At 65.6% G+C, this 17,516-nt stretch carries 14 protein-coding genes; 11 read left to right on the forward strand and 3 right to left on the reverse strand.

Going from position 1 to position 17,516, the window contains the following annotated elements:
- Positions 1-61: 61 nt before the first annotated feature.
- Both CSW57_RS11380 and CSW57_RS11385 read right to left on the reverse strand, forming a co-directional pair.
- A complete protein-coding gene (locus tag CSW57_RS11380; RefSeq protein ID WP_099382859.1) occupies positions 62-1,453 on the reverse strand; it encodes a glucose-6-phosphate dehydrogenase in 1,392 nt (463 codons plus the stop codon).
- Positions 1,454-1,520: 67 nt separating this feature from the next.
- Positions 1,521-2,816, reverse strand: a complete 1,296-nt coding sequence (locus CSW57_RS11385) for an MFS transporter (RefSeq protein ID WP_099382860.1) — start codon at positions 2,814-2,816, stop codon at positions 1,521-1,523.
- 40 nt (positions 2,817-2,856) lie between these two features.
- On the opposite strand from CSW57_RS11385, the gene CSW57_RS11390 reads away from it, so the two are divergent.
- Both CSW57_RS11390 and CSW57_RS11395 read left to right on the forward strand, forming a co-directional pair.
- Entirely contained in the window at positions 2,857-3,738 is an 882-nt protein-coding gene (locus CSW57_RS11390) for a LysR family transcriptional regulator (RefSeq protein WP_099382861.1), read from the forward strand.
- An 88-nt stretch (positions 3,739-3,826) separates the two neighbouring features.
- Positions 3,827-4,024: a hypothetical protein gene (locus tag CSW57_RS11395; protein ID WP_099382862.1), complete on the forward strand. Its 198-nt coding sequence runs from the start codon at positions 3,827-3,829 to the stop codon at positions 4,022-4,024.
- A gap of 6 nt (positions 4,025-4,030) precedes the next feature.
- Here the strand turns inward: CSW57_RS11395 and CSW57_RS11400 are convergent, their stop codons facing one another.
- Positions 4,031-4,816, reverse strand: a complete 786-nt coding sequence (locus CSW57_RS11400; protein ID WP_223249197.1) for an ABC transporter permease — start codon at positions 4,814-4,816, stop codon at positions 4,031-4,033.
- Positions 4,817-4,910: 94 nt separating this feature from the next.
- Between CSW57_RS11400 and CSW57_RS11405 the strand changes: the two genes are divergently transcribed.
- The 9 genes from CSW57_RS11405 to CSW57_RS11445 all read left to right on the forward strand — a co-directional run bounded on the left by CSW57_RS11405 (position 4,911) and on the right by CSW57_RS11445 (position 16,809).
- The gene (locus CSW57_RS11405; RefSeq protein WP_099382864.1) at positions 4,911-5,837 is read left to right on the forward strand and encodes an ABC transporter ATP-binding protein; all 927 of its coding nucleotides are present in this window, start codon (positions 4,911-4,913) and stop codon (positions 5,835-5,837) included.
- Positions 5,834-6,622: an ABC transporter gene (locus tag CSW57_RS11410; RefSeq protein WP_099382865.1), complete on the forward strand. Its 789-nt coding sequence runs from the start codon at positions 5,834-5,836 to the stop codon at positions 6,620-6,622. The genes CSW57_RS11405 and CSW57_RS11410 overlap by 4 nt, the downstream gene beginning before the upstream one ends.
- A 46-nt stretch (positions 6,623-6,668) precedes the next feature.
- The gene (locus CSW57_RS11415) at positions 6,669-6,965 is read left to right on the forward strand and encodes a putative quinol monooxygenase (RefSeq protein WP_023955154.1); all 297 of its coding nucleotides are present in this window, start codon (positions 6,669-6,671) and stop codon (positions 6,963-6,965) included.
- A gap of 60 nt (positions 6,966-7,025) precedes the next feature.
- Entirely contained in the window at positions 7,026-7,658 is a 633-nt protein-coding gene (locus CSW57_RS11420; protein WP_099382866.1) for a PaaI family thioesterase, read from the forward strand.
- 25 nt (positions 7,659-7,683) lie between these two features.
- Positions 7,684-8,793, forward strand: coding sequence for a sensor histidine kinase (locus tag CSW57_RS11425; RefSeq protein WP_099382867.1), 1,110 nt, complete (start codon positions 7,684-7,686; stop codon positions 8,791-8,793).
- Complete coding sequence (locus tag CSW57_RS11430; RefSeq protein WP_099382868.1) at positions 8,790-9,401, forward strand: response regulator transcription factor; 612 nt, start codon at positions 8,790-8,792, stop codon at positions 9,399-9,401. The genes CSW57_RS11425 and CSW57_RS11430 overlap by 4 nt, the downstream gene beginning before the upstream one ends.
- Before the next feature lie 308 nt (positions 9,402-9,709).
- Positions 9,710-14,296 carry a glutamate synthase large subunit gene (gltB, locus tag CSW57_RS11435; protein WP_099382869.1) on the forward strand — a complete coding sequence of 1,529 codons (4,587 nt, stop codon included), beginning with the start codon at positions 9,710-9,712 and terminating at the stop codon, positions 14,294-14,296.
- Positions 14,289-15,755 carry a glutamate synthase subunit beta gene (locus CSW57_RS11440; RefSeq protein WP_099382870.1) on the forward strand — a complete coding sequence of 489 codons (1,467 nt, stop codon included), beginning with the start codon at positions 14,289-14,291 and terminating at the stop codon, positions 15,753-15,755. Before gltB ends, CSW57_RS11440 begins: the two co-directional genes overlap by 8 nt.
- Positions 15,756-15,906: 151 nt before the next feature.
- Positions 15,907-16,809 carry a cutinase family protein gene (locus CSW57_RS11445; protein WP_099382871.1) on the forward strand — a complete coding sequence of 301 codons (903 nt, stop codon included), beginning with the start codon at positions 15,907-15,909 and terminating at the stop codon, positions 16,807-16,809.
- Positions 16,810-17,516 lie beyond the last annotated feature (707 nt).

The raw sequence follows: 17,516 nt of genomic DNA on the forward strand, positions 1-17,516 counted from the left end.
CAAATGCCGCCTACGGAACCACGTGCCCGCTCGCACCGTGCAGTGGTGGGAGCATCACGCGTCAGTCGAAGATCCACCCGCAGGGTCCGACGAGTTGGTCAGCAGCACCCGGGCCTGCCGAACCCGGAGAATAAGGCTGTGGCACAGGAGGATTGTCGAGAACAGGGGCCGCGACCTCCCAGACGTGTGCCAAACCGTCCGGTCTGGTGAACAGGGAGCGATCACCGCGTAAGACGTCGAGGATCAGCCGTGAGTACGGGGCGAGGCCGTCTGCGACGCTGTCGAGGGGGAGCGACATGTGTCCGACGGACAGCGAAGTGCCCGAGCCCGGTTCCTTCACGGTCATCGCCATGTCGATCGATCCGTCCCCCTTGAGGTCGAAGGTGAGCACGGTGCCCTCCGGTGGGAGATGTTTGATCGGCCCGTCAGGGCGACGGAACACGAGGCTGACGCGCTGGGCACTGCGGTTGAGCATCTTGCCCGTGCGCATCACGAACGGCACTCCGCGCCAGCGGTCGGTGTCGACCCACATGCGTGCCGCCACAAATGTCTCCGTCTGCGAGTCGTCGGCAATACCTTCGGTGTCCCGGAAACCTTCGTATTGGCCGTAGACCACCTCGGCCGGATCAAGCGGGCGGAAGGCGGCGATCACCGACTCGCGGGCGCCCTGCAGATCGTCGGCGTCCAGGCTCAGCGGCGGCTCCATCGCAACCTCCGCGGCGACCTGGAACAGGTGTGTCACCACCATGTCGAGGAACGCCCCGGTGGCGTCGTAGAAGACCGCCCGGTCGTCGATGTCCAACGTCTCGGGAATGTCGATCTGGACCTGCTCGACGTGCTCCCGGTTCCACACGCCGGACACCATGCCGTTGGCGAACCGGAGCACATGCAGATTCTGGGTGCTCTCCTTACCCAGGAAGTGGTCGATCCGGTAGACCTGCTTTTCATCGAACACGTCGTGCACGGCGACATCGAGCTTCCGGAAGTCGTCCGGTGAAGTGCCGAAAGGCTTTTCGTACACCACGCGTGCGCCGTCGGCGAGACCGTGTGCCCCGAGAGCGGCCGTGTAGTCGGAGAAGGTCGTCGGCGGCAGCGCGATGTAGTGGACCAACTGAATCTCGTCGCCGAGTTGTCCACGGAGGTCGTCGATGACGCCGGGCAGATCCCCCGGGTCGTCCACGGAGAAACCGCCTCCGGCGAATCGGACGTTCTTCGAGAAATCGGCCCACTGGGTCTCGTCGGGTGCCGCATCGAACGTCGTGACCGACTGCCGCACGTGGTCGCGGAACTCGTCGTCGGAACGATGGCCGCGTCCGTTGCCGATCAGCGCCCACGTCTCGGGGAGCAACCCTTCGCGGGCCAACTCGTAGAAGGACGGCAACACCATGCGTTTGGCGAGATCGCCTGTGGCACCGAATAGAACGAATACAACCGCGCTGCTCTCGTCGGGCATGTTGGGTGAGCTCCTAGGGCGAAGACATTCCGATGGCTCCCCGAGTCTAGGTCAGCTCTCGATGAGCTCAGGCGGTTTCGCCGATGACCGCAGGCCCGGTGATCGACCGCAGCAGGACTGCGATCAGCCCGGCCCCGGCGATCAGAAACGCTGCCACGTAGCCGGCCAGGCCGATCCAGCCTCCCATCGCGAACGCGACTCCACCACAGGCCCCGACGATCGAACTCCCGAGGTAATAACCGAGCAGATAGAGCGAGGAGGCCTCGGCTCGGTGATCGGTGGCCCGGGCACCGACCCACCCGCTGGCCACCGAATGAGCCGCGAAGAACCCGGCGGTGAAGAGGAAAGTGCCTGCCAGAACCGTTGGCAGCCAATCGGGAACGCTGACCGCCAACCCGGCCACCATCACGCACATCGCGGTCACCAGCACGCGTTCTCGTCCCCAGGAATCCGACAAACTGCCCGCCACGGCCGAGGATGCGGTTCCCGCGAGATAGAGCATGAACACCAGTCCGGCCAGAACTGCCGGCAGATCGAACGGGTCTGCGAGCAGGCGGTAACCGAGAAAGTTGTACACCGTGACGAACCCGCCCATCAGCACAAACGCGAGTCCGAACAAACACAGGAGCGGGACGTCGCGCAGGTGGATGGCGAGGTTCTGCAGCGTCCGCCTCGGCGAGATCGGTTGTGGCCGAAATTCTTTGGACGGCGGCACCAAGCGCGAGAACATCGCTGCGAACACAAGCGCAACGGCGGAGGCAACCTCCAGCGCCCACTGCCATGCCGCGAAGTCGACCACGAGGGTGGGGATCAGGCGCCCTGTCAGGCCTCCGATCGTGGTGCCGGAGACGTAGATCCCCATCGCAGTGCCCAGCGATCGGGCGTCGATCTCCTCGGCGAGGTAGGCCATGGCCACCGCGGGAACTCCTGCGCAGAGCATTCCCTGGACTGCGCGTCCCGCCAGCAACAGTTCGAACGTCGGGCTCCACGGCAGCACCACGCCCAGCGCAGCTGCCGATACTGCCGACACGGTCATCACCCGCACTCTGCCGAACCGCTCCGACAGCACGCTGGCGGGCACGATCGCCACGGCGAGAAGACCTGTGGTGACGGAGACGGCCAGAGCCGAGACGGCCGGCGAAACCCCGTAGTGGTCCGAGAACATCGGCAGCAGACCCTGCACGTAGTACAGCGTCATGAACGTCGCCATCCCTGCGGTGAACAGCGCGAACGCAGTTCTGCGGTAGCCGCGCTCGCCGGTCCGATATCCGGCGCGGGGCGGGACCGGAAGGGTAGGGCTGATCGGCGAGCGGGTCACCGAACCCAGGTTTCCACCAGTGGGTATCGAGTGGAAATGAATCATTTGATGCGTTCTAATGCATCCAACGCATAAGGAGGCTCGCATGGTCGACGCCTGGTTCATCACCCTCGCGGAACTCGAGAACACGTCCGCGGCCGCTCGCAAGCTGCATCTGACGCAACCCACGTTGTCGCGGATGCTCGGCAGGCTCGAACGAGAGCTCGGGGTGGAATTGTTCGACCGGCACGCCAAGCGGCTCAGGCTCAACGCCTATGGGCAGATCTACCTAGGGCATCTGCGCCGGGCCGTCGCCGAGATGGACGCCGCCCGCCACGAGATCGCCGACCGAGCCGGCCCGGTCGAAGGGTCCATCGACCTGGGGTTCCTGCACTCTTTCGGGGTCTGGCTGGTGCCGACCCTGATCGGGGAGTTCCGGCGCCGGATGTCGCCCCGGGTCGCCTTCACCCTCACCCAGGGAGCGGCCGAAGCCATTCTCGACCGGGTGGTCGCGGGGCCGGCCGACCTCGCCATCGTGTCGCCGCGACCACGGAGCAACGATGTGGGGTGGGCGCCGATCATGCGTCAGCGCCTGGCCCTCGCGGTACCCGCCGACCATCCGTTTGCGGTCCGTGACGAGATCGCCATGACCGAGGTGCGCGACGAGTCGTTCGTCGCGATGGGGCCGACGTTCGGCATGCGACGGATCCTGGAGGAGCTGTGCGCTGAGGCGGACTTCCGGCCTCAGATCACCTTCGAGGCCACCGAGCTGGGGACGGTCGCAGGCTTCGTGGCCGCGGGCCTCGGGGTTGCGGTGATACCGGTCGAGGACAACCCGCAGTTGCCCGCGGGCCTCACCCTGCTCCCACTGACCGGTGACCGCAGTTCGCGCGACGTCGGGCTGATCTGGCATCGCGACCGCGCGATGACTCCGGTTGCCAGACGGTTTCGCGACTACGTGACCGAATGGGCGGCCGAGCGGCGGTGAATCGTCGCTGCATCCGCGCCCCTTCAGGCAGTTCGAGAAATTTCCGGCCGAGGGTTTTTTCGCACCATCGACGGGGTAGGGGAATTCCATGACCGAGATCGGAGAGCCAAGCGATATCCAGCCCGTCGAAGATGTGCTCGAGCAGCAGCAGGACGTGGACCCTGAGCAGGCCGACGTCGCCGAAGACGCCGGTGGCAGTGGGCCGCTCGACGCGGATCCGGCCGACGTCCAGGAACAGGGACAAGTGGTGACCGCACCGTTGGAAGACGAGTACCGCGAGGACTGACCGCCCTCACCGGGTGTGCGCTGTCTTCGCCGCGCGCCTGCCTGCCACGAGCAGACCCCGCGCGACCAGATCGGTGGTCGCCACCATCGCGCACGAGCTCACCGCCAGGATGGAGATGAGCACGAAGAGCTGCATCACAGCGGCATCGGTGGTGGACGCGCCGCCCAGCACCATTCCCACGAACGCGCCGGGAATGGTGACCAACCCGACCGTCCGGGTCTGGTCGAGGGCGGGGATCAGGGCAGTGGACGCAGCGGTGCGACAGATCTCCATCCGCGCCTGATGATTCGACAGCCCGAGCGACATCGCGGCCTCCACCTCACCGCGTCGCGACGTCAGTTCGTCGAGGGCGCGGCGGCCAGTCAACGAGGTGGTGTTCATCGCGCCGCCGATCATGATGCCGGCGCTGGGTATCAGCGCGAGACCGGTTGCCGGTAGCACGCCCACGACAATCAATGCGCTCACCACCACAACTGATGGTGCGGCGACCGGCAGCAGTAGTCGGGCGGTCTCGGACACCGTCGGACGACGGCCGATCACCCGGCCCGCCGCCGTCCAGGCGGCCACCAGAGCCATCAGCATTACGAATCCGGCGGACAACCAGATGTGGCGGACCAGCAGTCCCAGCACCACCGCCAGCAGACCGAGCTGAACGGCCGCACGCACCGACGACCAGGCCACGGCGCGTTCGTGCCCGGTGCGGCCCAGATAAGTGACCGCGACCGCCACGACGGCCAACAGCACCACAGCGATGGCCAGCGCCGGTCCGATTCGGACGACCGTGTCGGACAACGGGATCGACCTCCTGCCCAGATGACATCTGTCATGCCGATCTCGTGACATTAGCCGTGGGTGACGGACCGCGGTGGCGCGCAGGCTGTAAACCATGAACACAATGGCGCTCGAACTGAGCGGATTGACAAAGACATTCGACTCGGCGGGCGGGCCTGTGCGCGCCGTGGACGGCATCGATCTCCGTATCGCGGCCGGCGAGATGGTCGCGTTTCTAGGGCCCAATGGCGCAGGTAAGACCACAACCATCGACATGATGCTGGGACTCTCGACACCCGATTCGGGAACGGTCAGCATCTTCGGCCAGAACGCGGTGACGGCCGCCGGCGACGGACGGATTGCTGCGGTGCTGCAGACAGGCGGGTTGCTTCCCGACTTCACCGTCGCCGAGACCGTCCGCATCGTCGCAGGAACGTTCGGCGACGCTGCCGCGGCCGCGGAGGTCATCGAGCGCGCGCAGCTGACCGGGATCGCTGACCGCAAGGTCTCGAAATGCTCTGGTGGCGAACAGCAACGACTCAAGTTCGCGCTGGCCCTGTTGCCCGACCCGGACCTCATCGTGCTGGACGAACCGACGGCAGGAATGGACGTGGAGTCTCGACGATCCTTCTGGGCGACTATGCGTGCTGATGCGCGCCGGGGCCGCACCGTGGTGTTCGCCACGCATTATCTCGAGGAAGCGGATGCTTTCGCCGACCGCATCGTGATGGTGACCAACGGGCGCATAGTCGCGGACGGTTCGGTTGCGAGTATTCGTGCGCAGGCCGGTGGACGCAGCGTCTCGGCGTTGATGTCGACGTGCGATGTCGCCCGGACGCAGGCCGCGTTCGGAGATCTCGCCGAGGTCGGAGAGCGGGGCGGACGGATTATTTTTCGCACTGACGAGTCAGATGACCTGGCGCGCTTCCTTCTCACGCAGACAGCTGCGCGCGATGTCGAAATCGGCTCGCGCAACCTCGAAGACGCATTTGTCGCACTCACCTCGGACCACGACCGGACCCCCGAAAGGATCACCCTGTGACCACCCTGACCGACACTCACATCGCGTCGCCCCTCCGGGGCTTCACGACCACGTACATACGCCTCGACCTGCGGCGAGTGCTGCGCAACCGGCGGGCAATGATCTTCACCCTGGCCATCCCGACGCTGATGTACGTGATCTTCGGGGCCACCACCGACTACGGCAGCGGCCGGATCGGCAGTGCCGACACCGCGGCCTACGTCATGGTGCACATGGGAATCTATGGCGCGATCCTCGCGACAACCACCACCGCGGCCTCGGTGGCCTCCGAGCAGCAGGCCGGGTGGACGAGGACCCTGCGTATGACGCCGCTGACACCGCTGGGATATGTGATGTCGAAGGTGACGGTGGCCCTTGCGGTCGCGGCGATGCCCTTGGTCCTGCTCTCTGCGGTCGGCCTGGTCACCGGAGCCAGCGCACCGGCAGGCCAGTGGGTGTCGTGTGTGGTGCTGGGGTGGCTGGGCTCCGGGGTGTTCGCGGCATTCGGCCTGGCAGTTGGTGCACTTCGATCGGACGGGGCGACTCAGGTGCTCGGCGGGGTTCTGACGCTGCTGGCTTTCGCCGGCAACTTATTTGTGCCGCTCAAGGGCGCGATGCTGACGCTCTCGATGTCCACCCCGATGTTCGGCGTGAGTACGCTGGCGGGCTACCCGATGACCGGCGGCGACACCGTCTACGGCGAGCACATCTCGCTGTGGGTCTGTGTGCTGAACGTCGTGGTCTGGGCAGCTGTCTTCGGGTTCGCCGCAGTTCGCTGTTATCGGCGGAGCACTGCGCGCCGGTGAGTAGTTTGATCAGGACACCATCAGTGCACAGAAATCGGAGACCGCGATGTCGTTGACCGCCCTGCTCGAAGTGACCTTCAAGCCCGAAGCCCTGTCAGACGCCAAGGAGCTCATGACAAAGGTTCTCGCCGACACACGTGCGTTCGACGGGTGCGAGGGGGTCGAGGTGCTGGTCGACAGTGCTGATCCGAATCACTGGATGATCGTGGAGCGTTGGGAATCGGAGAAGCACGATGCTGCCTACCGCGAGTTCCGGGCAGGTCCGGGTGCCATCACCGAGCTCGGCCCGCTGCTTGCCGGTGCTCCCGGCCTGACGAAGTACGAGACCGACACCAGCGTGTAACCCGCAGGCGGCGCCCATCGATGGTGGACATCGAAAACGGAAACGTGTTCTAGTTCTCTGATGGTGCAATTTCTGCAGGAAGATCTGAGCGATGACGAGATCGCGCGGTTGCGCGGGGTCTTCGAGCCGCTCGCGGTGGCGGTACGAGACCTCGTGGACGCGACGATCCGTACGACGGTCGACGAGGAGACCGTACGCACGGTTCAGTCGCAGATCGAGCAGGCCACCGCCCAGCTGAGGACCCAGCAGATCGACGGTTCCTACGGTGTCCGGATAACGCCCTCGGGGTTGTCGATGCCGTGGGGGAACGCCGTCGTCGGAGTCCGCAATGCCCTGGCGCCCCCGTTGAAGATCCACCACGACCGGGAGGGCGAGGCCTGGTCTGAGTTCCACCTCGGCGCCGCTTATGAGGGTCCGCCGGGAATGGTGCATGGCGGCGTGTGCGCGATGGTTCTCGACCACATACTGGGAGAGACCTCGAGCCACGGCAAGCGGACGAAGTTCACGGGCACCATCGAGGTGAAGTACCTGCGGGCGACCCCGCTGGGTCCGGTGCGTGCCGACGCCTGGATCGATCGGATCGAGGGAATCAAGACCTACGTCGTGGGCACCCTGTCCGACCAGGACGGTGTCACCGCCGAGGCACGCGGGGTGTTCATCGTCCCGAAGTGGGCTCGCGAGCCCGGTGAGTAGACACATCGAGTAGAACGGGAGCGCGTTGTCCGCCATCTCCGGCCGGTTCACCGCATGGCGCGATCTGCGCTGGGCCTTCGCCGCTGTGTGGTTGTTCTTCCTCGCCTATCCCGTTTTGACCGTGATCAGGTCGAACACCATGAGCACGGCGGAACGGGTCTACACCCTGGTCCTGCTCGGCGGTTTCGCGGTCGGGTACCTCCTCACATGCGTCTACGTGCTGTTCGGGACGTCCCGGCACTCGAACCGGAGACGGGCAGCGCCGGTGGCGTTCGTCGCGCTCGCCGTGGTGGCCGCGGCGACAACGGTCACTCTCGACCAAGAGGTGTTCGCGCTGGCCCCCTACCTGATGGCCGTCGCCGCACTGTCATTCGCAATACCGGCGGCGGTGGCCATCTTCGTGTTCCTCACCGGTTCCGCGGTGGTGATGCCAGAGATCGTCGACGGCTGGGAGCTCGACACCGGAGTCGTGGTGATGCTGTTGGTCGTCGGCCCGACCGTGCTCGCGGTGAGGATCTTGCGCGCCCGCGAAGAGCTGCGTGAGGAGTCCGAAGCGGTGAAGCGTGGGCTCGACGAGCAATTGGCCATCGTCGCCGAGCGAGAGCGCGTCGCTCGAGACGTCCATGACATCCTCGGGCATTCGCTGACGGTGATGACGGTCAAGTCCGAGCTCGCGGGTCGGTTGATGGACGTCGATCCGACGGCGGCGAGAGCCGAACTCGCCGACCTGCACCGCATTTCGCGCGAAGCCCTCGCCGAGGTCCGCACCACCGTGGGGGGCCTGCGATCGCCGGATCTGGCGACCGAACTGCTGGCCGCCGACACGGCCCTCACGGCTACCCGGATCGCTGCCGATCTACCTGGTGACGCCACCGTCGCCGCACCGGAGAACCGGGTGTTGTTCGCATGGGTACTGCGTGAGGCGATCACCAACGTCGTACGTCATTCCGGAGCGACTACCTGCCGAGTGCGTTTGCAGCCCAACGCGATCGACATCGTCGACGACGGGGTCGGGCTCGACGGTTCGGTGTCGGGCAACGGGCTCCGCGGTCTTCGTGAACGGGTCCAGGCCGCGGGCGGCACCCTGACCCTCGGCGGCGACCATGGCACCGAACTGCGAGTGTTGGTGCCATGACCGAGATCCGGCTGCTGCTCGCGGACGATCAGGCGCTCGTGAGGGGTGCCCTGGCGGCCCTGCTCGACCTCGAATCCGACCTGCGGGTGGTCGCTCAGGTGGGGCGCGGTGACGAGGTCGTGGAACATGCCCGCGACGCCGAGGTCGATGTCTGCCTGCTCGACATCGAGATGCCAGGAGCCGACGGCATCGAGGCGGCCGAAGCACTGCGCCGTGAACTCCCGCAGGTGCGCTGTCTGATCGTCACCACGTTCGGCCGACCCGGATATCTGCGCCGGGCGATCGAAGCGGGAGCTTCGGGATTTGTCGTGAAGGACACGCCGGCGGCCGAACTCGCCGATGCGGTGCGGAGGGTTCATGCCGGCCTCCGCGTGATCGACCCCACCCTGGCCACCGAGAGCCTCACCACCGGACAGAACCCGCTCACCGAGCGTGAGCAGGACGTCCTCCGCAGTGCACTCGGCGGAGCGACGGTCGCGGTCATCGCGTCCCGGGTACATCTGTCCCCGGGCACGGTCCGCAACTACCTGTCGAGTGCGATCGGCAAGACAGGAGCGGGTACGCGGGCCGAAGCCGCTCAGATTGCTCAGCGACACGGATGGTTGTAACTGCTGTTCAGAGAGGGTTTGACGGTCATCTCGAAGTCGTGGCACACTCGCGATTTCAATACGGCGCGGGTGGCGTGAGAAAATGATCTGATGCCTGAAGCAGGAGTGATCCTCCATGCGGTGGGCAAACACGATCCGCGGTCAGCAATGGCGCTGGCCTCGGTGCACGGAAATGCTGCTCAGCTGCGCTGTATGCGCAGGTGAGCGCGGTGCGGTCGTCCTGACAAGGGCTGCCACAACCCGTGCGCCGTAACCTACAGCTGAAACGGTGCGCTCGCACGGCGAACGCGATGTTAAGGGCGAAAAGTATGAAGCACGCTCCCGGCCCGATAGGGCTCTATGACCCGCAGAACGAGCACGACTCCTGCGGCGTTGCCTTTGTTGTCGACATGCATGGACGACGCAGTCGCGACATCGTCGACAAGGCCATCGCGGCCCTGGTGAACCTCGAACACCGAGGTGCAGCAGGGGCCGAGCCGAACACCGGTGACGGTGCCGGAATCATGATCCAGGTACCGGACAAGTTCTTCCGTGCCGTGGTCGATTTCGAGCTGCCACCGGAAGGCTCCTACGCCACCGGTATCGCGTTTCTCCCGCAGGGTTCCGGCGACGCCAAGACGGCTGTCGACGGTGTCGAGAAGATCGTGGAGGCCGAAGGTCTCACGGTTCTCGGCTGGCGTGACGTGCCCACCGACGAGAGTTCGCTCGGTGCCCTGGCCCGTGATGCGATGCCGACGTTCCGGCAGATCTTCATCGCCGGCGACAGCAGCGGCGAAGACCTCGAACGGCGTTCCTTCGTGGTGCGCAAACGGGTCGAGACCGAGCTGGGCAACAAGGGCGCGGGCCAGGATGGCCCCGGACGCGAAACGGTGTACTTCCCCAGCCTTTCCGGCCGCACCTTCGTCTACAAGGGCATGCTCACCACCCCGCAGCTGCGCGGCTTCTACGTCGACCTGCAGGACGACCGGGTCGAAAGCGCGCTCGGACTGGTGCACTCCCGCTTCTCCACCAACACCTTCCCGAGTTGGCCGCTGGCCCACCCGTTCCGACGCGTCGCCCACAACGGCGAGATCAACACCGCCACCGGCAACGAGAACTGGATGCGGGCGCGCGAGGCGCTCATCGACACCAGCGTGTTCGGCGAGGGCACCGCGGAGAAGATCTTCCCGGTTGTCACCCAAGGCGCCTCGGACACGGCGCGTTTCGACGAAGTGCTCGAGCTCCTGCACCTCGGTGGCCGCAGCCTTCCGCACGCGGTCCTGATGATGATCCCCGAGGCGTGGGAACGCCACGAGTCGATGAAACCCGAACACCGGGCGTTCTACGAGTACCACTCCACGTTGATGGAGGCCTGGGACGGACCGGCGTCGGTGTGCTTCACCGACGGCACCGTGATCGGCGCGGTGCTCGACCGTAACGGCCTGCGCCCCAGCCGTATCTGGGTCACCAAGGACGGACTCGTCGTGATGGCGTCGGAGGTGGGTGTCCTCGACATCGACCATTCCGACGTGGTGCAGAAGTTGCGTCTGCAGCCGGGCCGGATGTTCTTGGTGAACACCGCAGCCGGCCGCATCGTCGACGACGCGGAGATCAAGGACGAGCTCGCCGCCGAACACCCGTACCAGCAGTGGCTGGACGAGGGCATGCTGCACCTTGACAAGCTGCCCGGACGGCCGCACACCCATATGCCGCACGACCGGGTCCGGCTGCGCCAGCAGGTCTTCGGGTACACCACCGAAGAAGTCGACCTGCTGGTCTCGCCAATGGCCACAACAGGTGCCGAGCCCATCGGTTCGATGGGTACCGACACCCCGCTCGCGGTGCTCTCGCAACGCCCACGCATGCTGTTCGACTACTTCCAGCAGATGTTCGCGCAGGTCACCAACCCGCCGCTGGACGCCATCCGTGAAGAGGTGGTCACCAGCATCGGCGTGAGCATCGGCCGTGAGGCCGACCTGCTGAACCCCGGGCCCGAGTCGTGCCGCCAGATCGTGCTGCCCCAGCCGATCCTGGACAACGACGACCTCGCCAAGCTCGTGCACCTCGGTGACAACGAGCAGTACGCCGACTACCGCAGTGTGCAGATCCGCGGTCTCTACCCGGTCGCCGAGGGCGGCGACGGCCTGCGCAAGGCGCTCGACACCGTGCGTACCCAGGTGTCCGAGGCCATCGCGGACGGCGTCCGACTGGTTGTCCTGTCCGACCGCGAGTCGGACGAGACCCTGGCACCCATCCCGTCGCTGCTGCTGGTCTCCGCGGTGCACCACCACCTGGTGCGGGAGAAGACCCGCACCCAGGTCGGCCTGCTGGTGGAGGCCGGTGACGCCCGAGAGGTGCACCACATGGCCGCGCTCGTGGGCTTCGGTGCCGCGGCGATCAACCCTTACATGGCCTTCGAGACCATCGAGGACATGTCGGTGCGTGGCGCCCTGGGCGACCTCGACTACGAGACCGCGCGCAAGAACTACATCAAGGCCGCCGGCAAGGGCGTTCTCAAGGTGATGTCGAAGATGGGCATCTCGACGCTGGCGTCCTACACCGGTGCGCAGCTGTTCCAGGTCATCGGCATCAATCAGGACACCGTCGACGAGTACTTCACCGGTCTGCGGTCGCACCTCGGTGGTATCGGCCTCGACGACATCGCTGCCGACGTCACCGCACGCCATCAACTGGCGTTCAATCACCGGCCCGAGGAGCGCGCACACCGCGAGCTCGAGGTCGGAGGCGAATACCAGTGGCGCCGCGAGGGCGAGTACCACCTGTTCAACCCCGACACGGTATTCAAGCTGCAGCATTCCACCCGCACCGGGCAGTACTCGGTGTTCAAGGAATACACCAAGCTGATCGACGACCAGTCGAAGAAGATGGCGTCGCTGCGCGGGTTGTTCGAGTTCAACTTCGACGACCGCGACCCGATCCCCATCGACAAGGTCGAGCCGGCCAGCGAGATCGTCAAGCGGTTCTCGACCGGCGCGATGAGCTTCGGCTCCATCTCGGCCGAGGCCCACGAGACCCTCGCGATCGCGATGAACCGACTGGGTGGTCGCTCGAACTCCGGTGAGGGCGGCGAGAATCCGAGCCGTTTCGAGCCTGACGAGAACGGCGACTGGCGGCGTAGTGCCATCAAGCAGGTGGCATCGGGGCGTTTCGGCGTGACCGCGCACTACCTCACCAACTGCACCGACATCCAGATCAAGATGGCGCAGGGCGCCAAGCCCGGTGAAGGTGGACAGCTCCCGCCGCACAAGGTGTACCCGTGGGTCGCCGAGGTGCGCGGCTCCACACCCGGCGTCGGCCTCATCTCGCCGCCGCCCCACCACGACATCTATTCGATCGAGGATCTCGCCCAGCTGATCCACGACCTGAAGAACGCGAATCCGTCCGCAAGGATTCACGTGAAACTTGTGTCGGAAGTGGGTGTCGGCACCGTCGCGGCGGGCGTCTCGAAGGCGCACGCGGACGTGGTGCTGATCTCCGGTCACGATGGTGGTACCGGTGCGACGCCGCTCACCTCGGTCAAGCACGCCGGCGGTCCGTGGGAACTCGGTCTGGCCGAGACCCAGCAGACGCTGCTGCTCAACGGCCTTCGTGACCGCATCGTGGTCCAGGTCGACGGCCAGCTCAAGACCGGCCGCGATGTGGTCGTGGCCGCACTGCTCGGTGGCGAGGAGTTCGGATTCGCGACTGCGCCGCTGGTGGTTTCGGGTTGCATCATGATGCGCGTCTGCCATCTCGACACCTGTCCGGTGGGCGTCGCCACCCAGAACCCGGTGCTGCGTGAGCGTTTCACCGGCAAGCCCGAGTTCGTCGAGAACTTCTTCATGTACATCGCCGAAGAAGTGCGCGAACTGCTGGCCCGCCTCGGCTTCCGCACCCTGCAGGAAGCCGTCGGCCAGGTGCAGATGCTCGACACCACAAAGGCCCTGCAGCACTGGAAGTCGGCCAAGGCAGGAAAGCTCGACCTGTCGGCGATCCTCACCCAGACCGATTCGCCGTTCATGAATCAGGACCTGTATTGCTCTGGCAGCCAGGACCATTCGCTGGACAAGGCGCTCGACCAACAGCTGATCACCCAGGCTCGGGCGGCCATCGATTCGGGTGAGCGCGTGTCGTTCACCTCTGAGATCGCCAACGTGAACCGCACCGTGGGCACCATGCTCGGGCACGAGATCACCAAGGCGTACGGCGCCAACGGCTTGCCCGACGGCACGGTCATCATCGATTTCCACGGCTCCGCCGGAAACAGCTTCGGTGCGTTTGTGCCCAAGGGTGTGACGCTGCGGCTCAAGGGCGATGCCAACGACTTCGTGGGCAAGGGCCTCTCGGGTGGCCGAATCGTCATCGCCCCGGCGGACAACGCCCCGGAAGGCTTTGTCGCCGAAGAGAACATCATCGCCGGCAACGTCATCGGCTTCGGTGCCACCTCCGGTGAGATCCTGCTCCGGGGTGTGGTGGGCGAGCGTTTCTGCGTCCGCAACTCGGGCGTCACCGCTGTTGTCGAAGGCGTGGGCGACCACGGCTGCGAGTACATGACAGGTGGACGCGTGATCGTGCTCGGACCGACCGGCCGCAACTTCGCCGCCGGTATGTCCGGTGGCATCGCGTATGTCTACGACCCCGACGGCGTACTGGAGAGCAATCTCAACACCGAACTGGTGCAACCGGAGCCGCTCGAGGACGAAGACCTCGAGTTCCTGGAAGGCATCGTGAACAAGCACCGCAACGAAACCGGTTCGCCGGTGGCCGCTCGTATCCTCGAAGACTGGGAGGGCAACGTCGGCCGATTCGTGAAGGTGATGCCGCGCGATTACAAGCGAGTCCTGCTCGCTATCGCCTCAGCCGAGAAGGACGGGCGCAACGTGGACGAAGCAGTGATGGAGGCCGCTCGTGGCTGACCAGAAGGGCTTTCTCAAGCACCCCGAACGTGAACTGCCGCAACGACGGCCGGTCCCGCTGCGACTCATGGACTGGAAAGAGGTCTACGAGGACTTCGATCGCGACAAGCTTCGCGTCCAGGCCAGCCGATGCATGGACTGCGGGATCCCGTTCTGTCACAACGGTTGTCCTCTCGGAAACCTGATTCCCGAGTGGAACGACCTCGTGTACAAGGACCGTTGGGCAGACGGCATCGACCGTCTGCACGCCACCAACAACTTCCCGGAGTTCACCGGTCGGTTGTGCCCGGCCCCCTGTGAGGCGTCGTGCGTGCTGGGCATCAACCAGCCTGCCGTCACCATCAAGCAGGTCGAGGTCGAGATCATCGACAACGCCTTCGATGAAGGCTGGGTCAGGCCGGTACTGCCGACCGAGAAGACCGGCAAGTCGGTGGCGATCGTCGGGTCAGGGCCTGCGGGTCTCGCTGCGGCGCAGCAGCTCACGCGCGCCGGCCACGACGTCACCGTATTCGAGCGGGCCGATCGGATCGGTGGTCTGCTCCGCTACGGCATCCCCGAGTTCAAGATGGAGAAGCACCACATCGACCGCCGTCTGGACCAGATGGCCGCCGAGGGCACCCAGTTCCGTGCGGGTGTCAACGTCGGTGTTGACGTGACCGTCGAACAACTTCAGGCCGACTTCGATGCGGTGGTGCTGTGCAACGGCTCCACCAAGGGCCGCGACCTGCCGATCCCGGGCCGTGAACTCGAGGGCATCCATCAGGCGATGGAGTTCCTTCCGTGGGCCAACCGGGTTCAAGAGGGCGACGATGTCGTCGACTCCGACGGCATGCCGCCGATCAACGCCAAGGGCAAGAAGGTGATCATCATTGGTGGTGGTGACACCGGCGCGGACTGCCTCGGTACGTCGCTGCGGCAGGGCGCCGAGATCGTCCACCAGTTCGAGATCATGCCGCGCCCGCCGGACGAGCGCGCCGACTCCACCCCGTGGCCCACGTATCCCCTGATGTACCGGGTGTCCTCGGCCCATGAAGAGGGCGGCGAACGCGTATTCTCCGTGAACACTGAGCAGTTCATCGGTGAAAACGGCAAGGTCACCGGTTTGCGCGCGCACGAAGTCGTGATGAACGCCGGCCGTTTCGAGAAAGTCGAAGGCAGTGACTTCGAGCTCGAGGCCGACCTCGTTCTGCTGGCCATGGGCTTCGTCGGACCCGAGCGCGAGGACTTTCTCGACAAGCTCGGCGTGGAGTACAACGAACGCGGAAACGTCAAGCGCGACGACAACTTTCAGTCGACGGTCCCCGGCGTGTTCGTGGCCGGCGATGCCGGTCGCGGTCAGTCGTTGATCGTGTGGGCGATCGCCGAAGGACGGTCCGCGGCTGCCGCTGCGGACAAGTTCCTCACCGGCGCCACCCTGCTCCCCGCACCCATCGTTCCCACCCTGGCACCGCAGCGCTGAAGGTGCGGGATCGCTCCCGACCTGTCAAGATGAATCGGAACACACCTGTGTTCTGATTGGTATCGGGCTGTGATCAGCAGTTCTTGCTCGGGAGGAAAAGTTCATGCGGGTGGGCACTGTTCTCGGTCGGCGACGACAGCGTGGGCGCCGCATGCGCTCGATGACGAGTGTATTGGCAGCAGCTGTGGTGACGGCCGGGGCATTGAGTGCAGTGTCGGCACCCACCGCATCGGCTGTTCCCGCGGGCTGTCCGGAGCTCTACGTGTTGGCCATTCCCGGAACCTGGGAGAAGTCGGCCGACGCCCAGATCCGCGGAATGCTGGCCTACCCCACGACCGGCCTCGGCGCCGAAACCCAGACCCAGCTGGTCGGGTACAACGCCACCGCCTTTCCCTGGGAGAACGGCGGGGCCATCTACGGCGAGTCGAAGGCGCAGGCCGTGGCCAACGCCGAAGGCCTGGCCATCACGATGACCAAACGGTGCCCCGGTACGAAGGTCGCCTTGATCGGCTACAGCCAGGGCGCTGACGCAGCCGGCGACCTCGCCGCCGACATCGGGACCGGCCGGGGAGCCATCGCCCCCGCCAAGTTCGCCGGCGCTGTGCTGATCTCCGACCCGCGTCGCTCGAAGCAGGATGCGCTCATCGGACCGGAGTTGTCGGGTGAGGGCAACGGCGGACCACGTCAGGGCGGGTTCGGATGGGTCAAGAACCGCACCTTCACCATCTGCGACCCGGGCGACCAGTACTGCAACATCCCCCGGGACTACTACGTCTCCCGCGTGGTCGGGTATCTGGCCGAGACCAGCAACCCGAACCCTGACATGTTCGCCCAGTACCAGGCCGAGGCCGTTGCAATCTTCAGCGAGCTGGTCACCCGCGGTGGACCCGGTGCCGTACTGAACGAACTCAGCAACGAGAAGGCCCGTTCGCAGATCATCGCGTTCAACCGCTTCATCGAATCGGGCTCGCACACCAACTACGGCAACTTCCAGGTGCAGCCAGGCGTCACCGCACTGCAGTGGGCCCAGAACTACCTGGCCGGCCTGGCCTGACGTACTTCCTCCGGTTTCGGCCAGTTCCTGCGGTTGCAACCGGAGGGTTTGGCTGGAGTCGGAGGGTTTGCGTCGGCGCCCGGCATACTTCCTCCGGTTTCGACCACTTCCTCCCGTTGCAGTCGGAGGAACTGACTGGAGTCGGAGGGTTTGCCGGGGGTGGCGTACTTCCTCCCGTTGCAGCCGGAGCGTCTGACGGAGTCGGAGGGTTTGCGCGCGCGGCATACTTCCTCCGGTTTCGGGCACGTCCTCCCGTTGCAGTCGGAGGAACTGACTGGAGTCGGAGGGTTTGCCGGGGGTGGCGTACTTCCTCCCGTTGCAGCCGGAGCGTCTGACTGGTGTCGGGGGGGCGGCCGCGCCCGGCGTACTTCCTCCGGTTCGACCACTTCCTCCCGTTGCAACCGGAGGAACTCGCTGGAGTCGGAGGGTCTGCGTCGGCGCGCGCGTTCCTTCCCGTTGCAACCGGAGCGTCTGACTGGAGTCGGGGGGTTTGCGCGCCCGGCGTACTTCCTCCGGTTTCGGGCACTTCTTGCGGTTGCAGTCGGAGGGTTTGGCGCGCCCGGCGTACTGACTCCGGTTTCGACCACTTCCTCCCGTTGCTGCAACCGGAGGAACTCACTGGAGTCGGAGGGTTTGGCGAACCCTGCCCGCCCGCCGTGTTACCCCTGGGGAAGGTGTGACTCGCCCGCGTGGCAACCCGAATCCGG

The sequence above is a fragment of the Williamsia muralis genome (genome assembly GCF_002735905.1).
GTDB classification, from domain to species: Bacteria; Actinomycetota; Actinomycetes; order Mycobacteriales; family Mycobacteriaceae; genus Williamsia; species Williamsia muralis_A.

Bases quoted from the DNA above. Each gene is read 5' to 3' on its own strand.
- CSW57_RS11405 (WP_099382864.1), top strand. From the start codon at position 4,911: ATGAACACAATGGCGCTCGAACTGAGCGGATTGACAAAGACATTCGAC.
- CSW57_RS11385 (WP_099382860.1), bottom strand. From the start codon at position 2,816: ATGATTCATTTCCACTCGATACCCACTGGTGGAAACCTGGGTTCGGTG.
- CSW57_RS11415 (WP_023955154.1), top strand. From the start codon at position 6,669: ATGTCGTTGACCGCCCTGCTCGAAGTGACCTTCAAGCCCGAAGCCCTG.
- CSW57_RS11430 (WP_099382868.1), top strand. From the start codon at position 8,790: ATGACCGAGATCCGGCTGCTGCTCGCGGACGATCAGGCGCTCGTGAGG.
- CSW57_RS11420 (WP_099382866.1), top strand. From the start codon at position 7,026: ATGGTGCAATTTCTGCAGGAAGATCTGAGCGATGACGAGATCGCGCGG.
- gltB (WP_099382869.1), top strand. From the start codon at position 9,710: ATGAAGCACGCTCCCGGCCCGATAGGGCTCTATGACCCGCAGAACGAG.
- CSW57_RS11380 (WP_099382859.1), bottom strand. From the start codon at position 1,453: ATGCCCGACGAGAGCAGCGCGGTTGTATTCGTTCTATTCGGTGCCACA.
- CSW57_RS11395 (WP_099382862.1), top strand. From the start codon at position 3,827: ATGACCGAGATCGGAGAGCCAAGCGATATCCAGCCCGTCGAAGATGTG.
- CSW57_RS11445 (WP_099382871.1), top strand. From the start codon at position 15,907: ATGCGCTCGATGACGAGTGTATTGGCAGCAGCTGTGGTGACGGCCGGG.
- CSW57_RS11390 (WP_099382861.1), top strand. From the start codon at position 2,857: ATGGTCGACGCCTGGTTCATCACCCTCGCGGAACTCGAGAACACGTCC.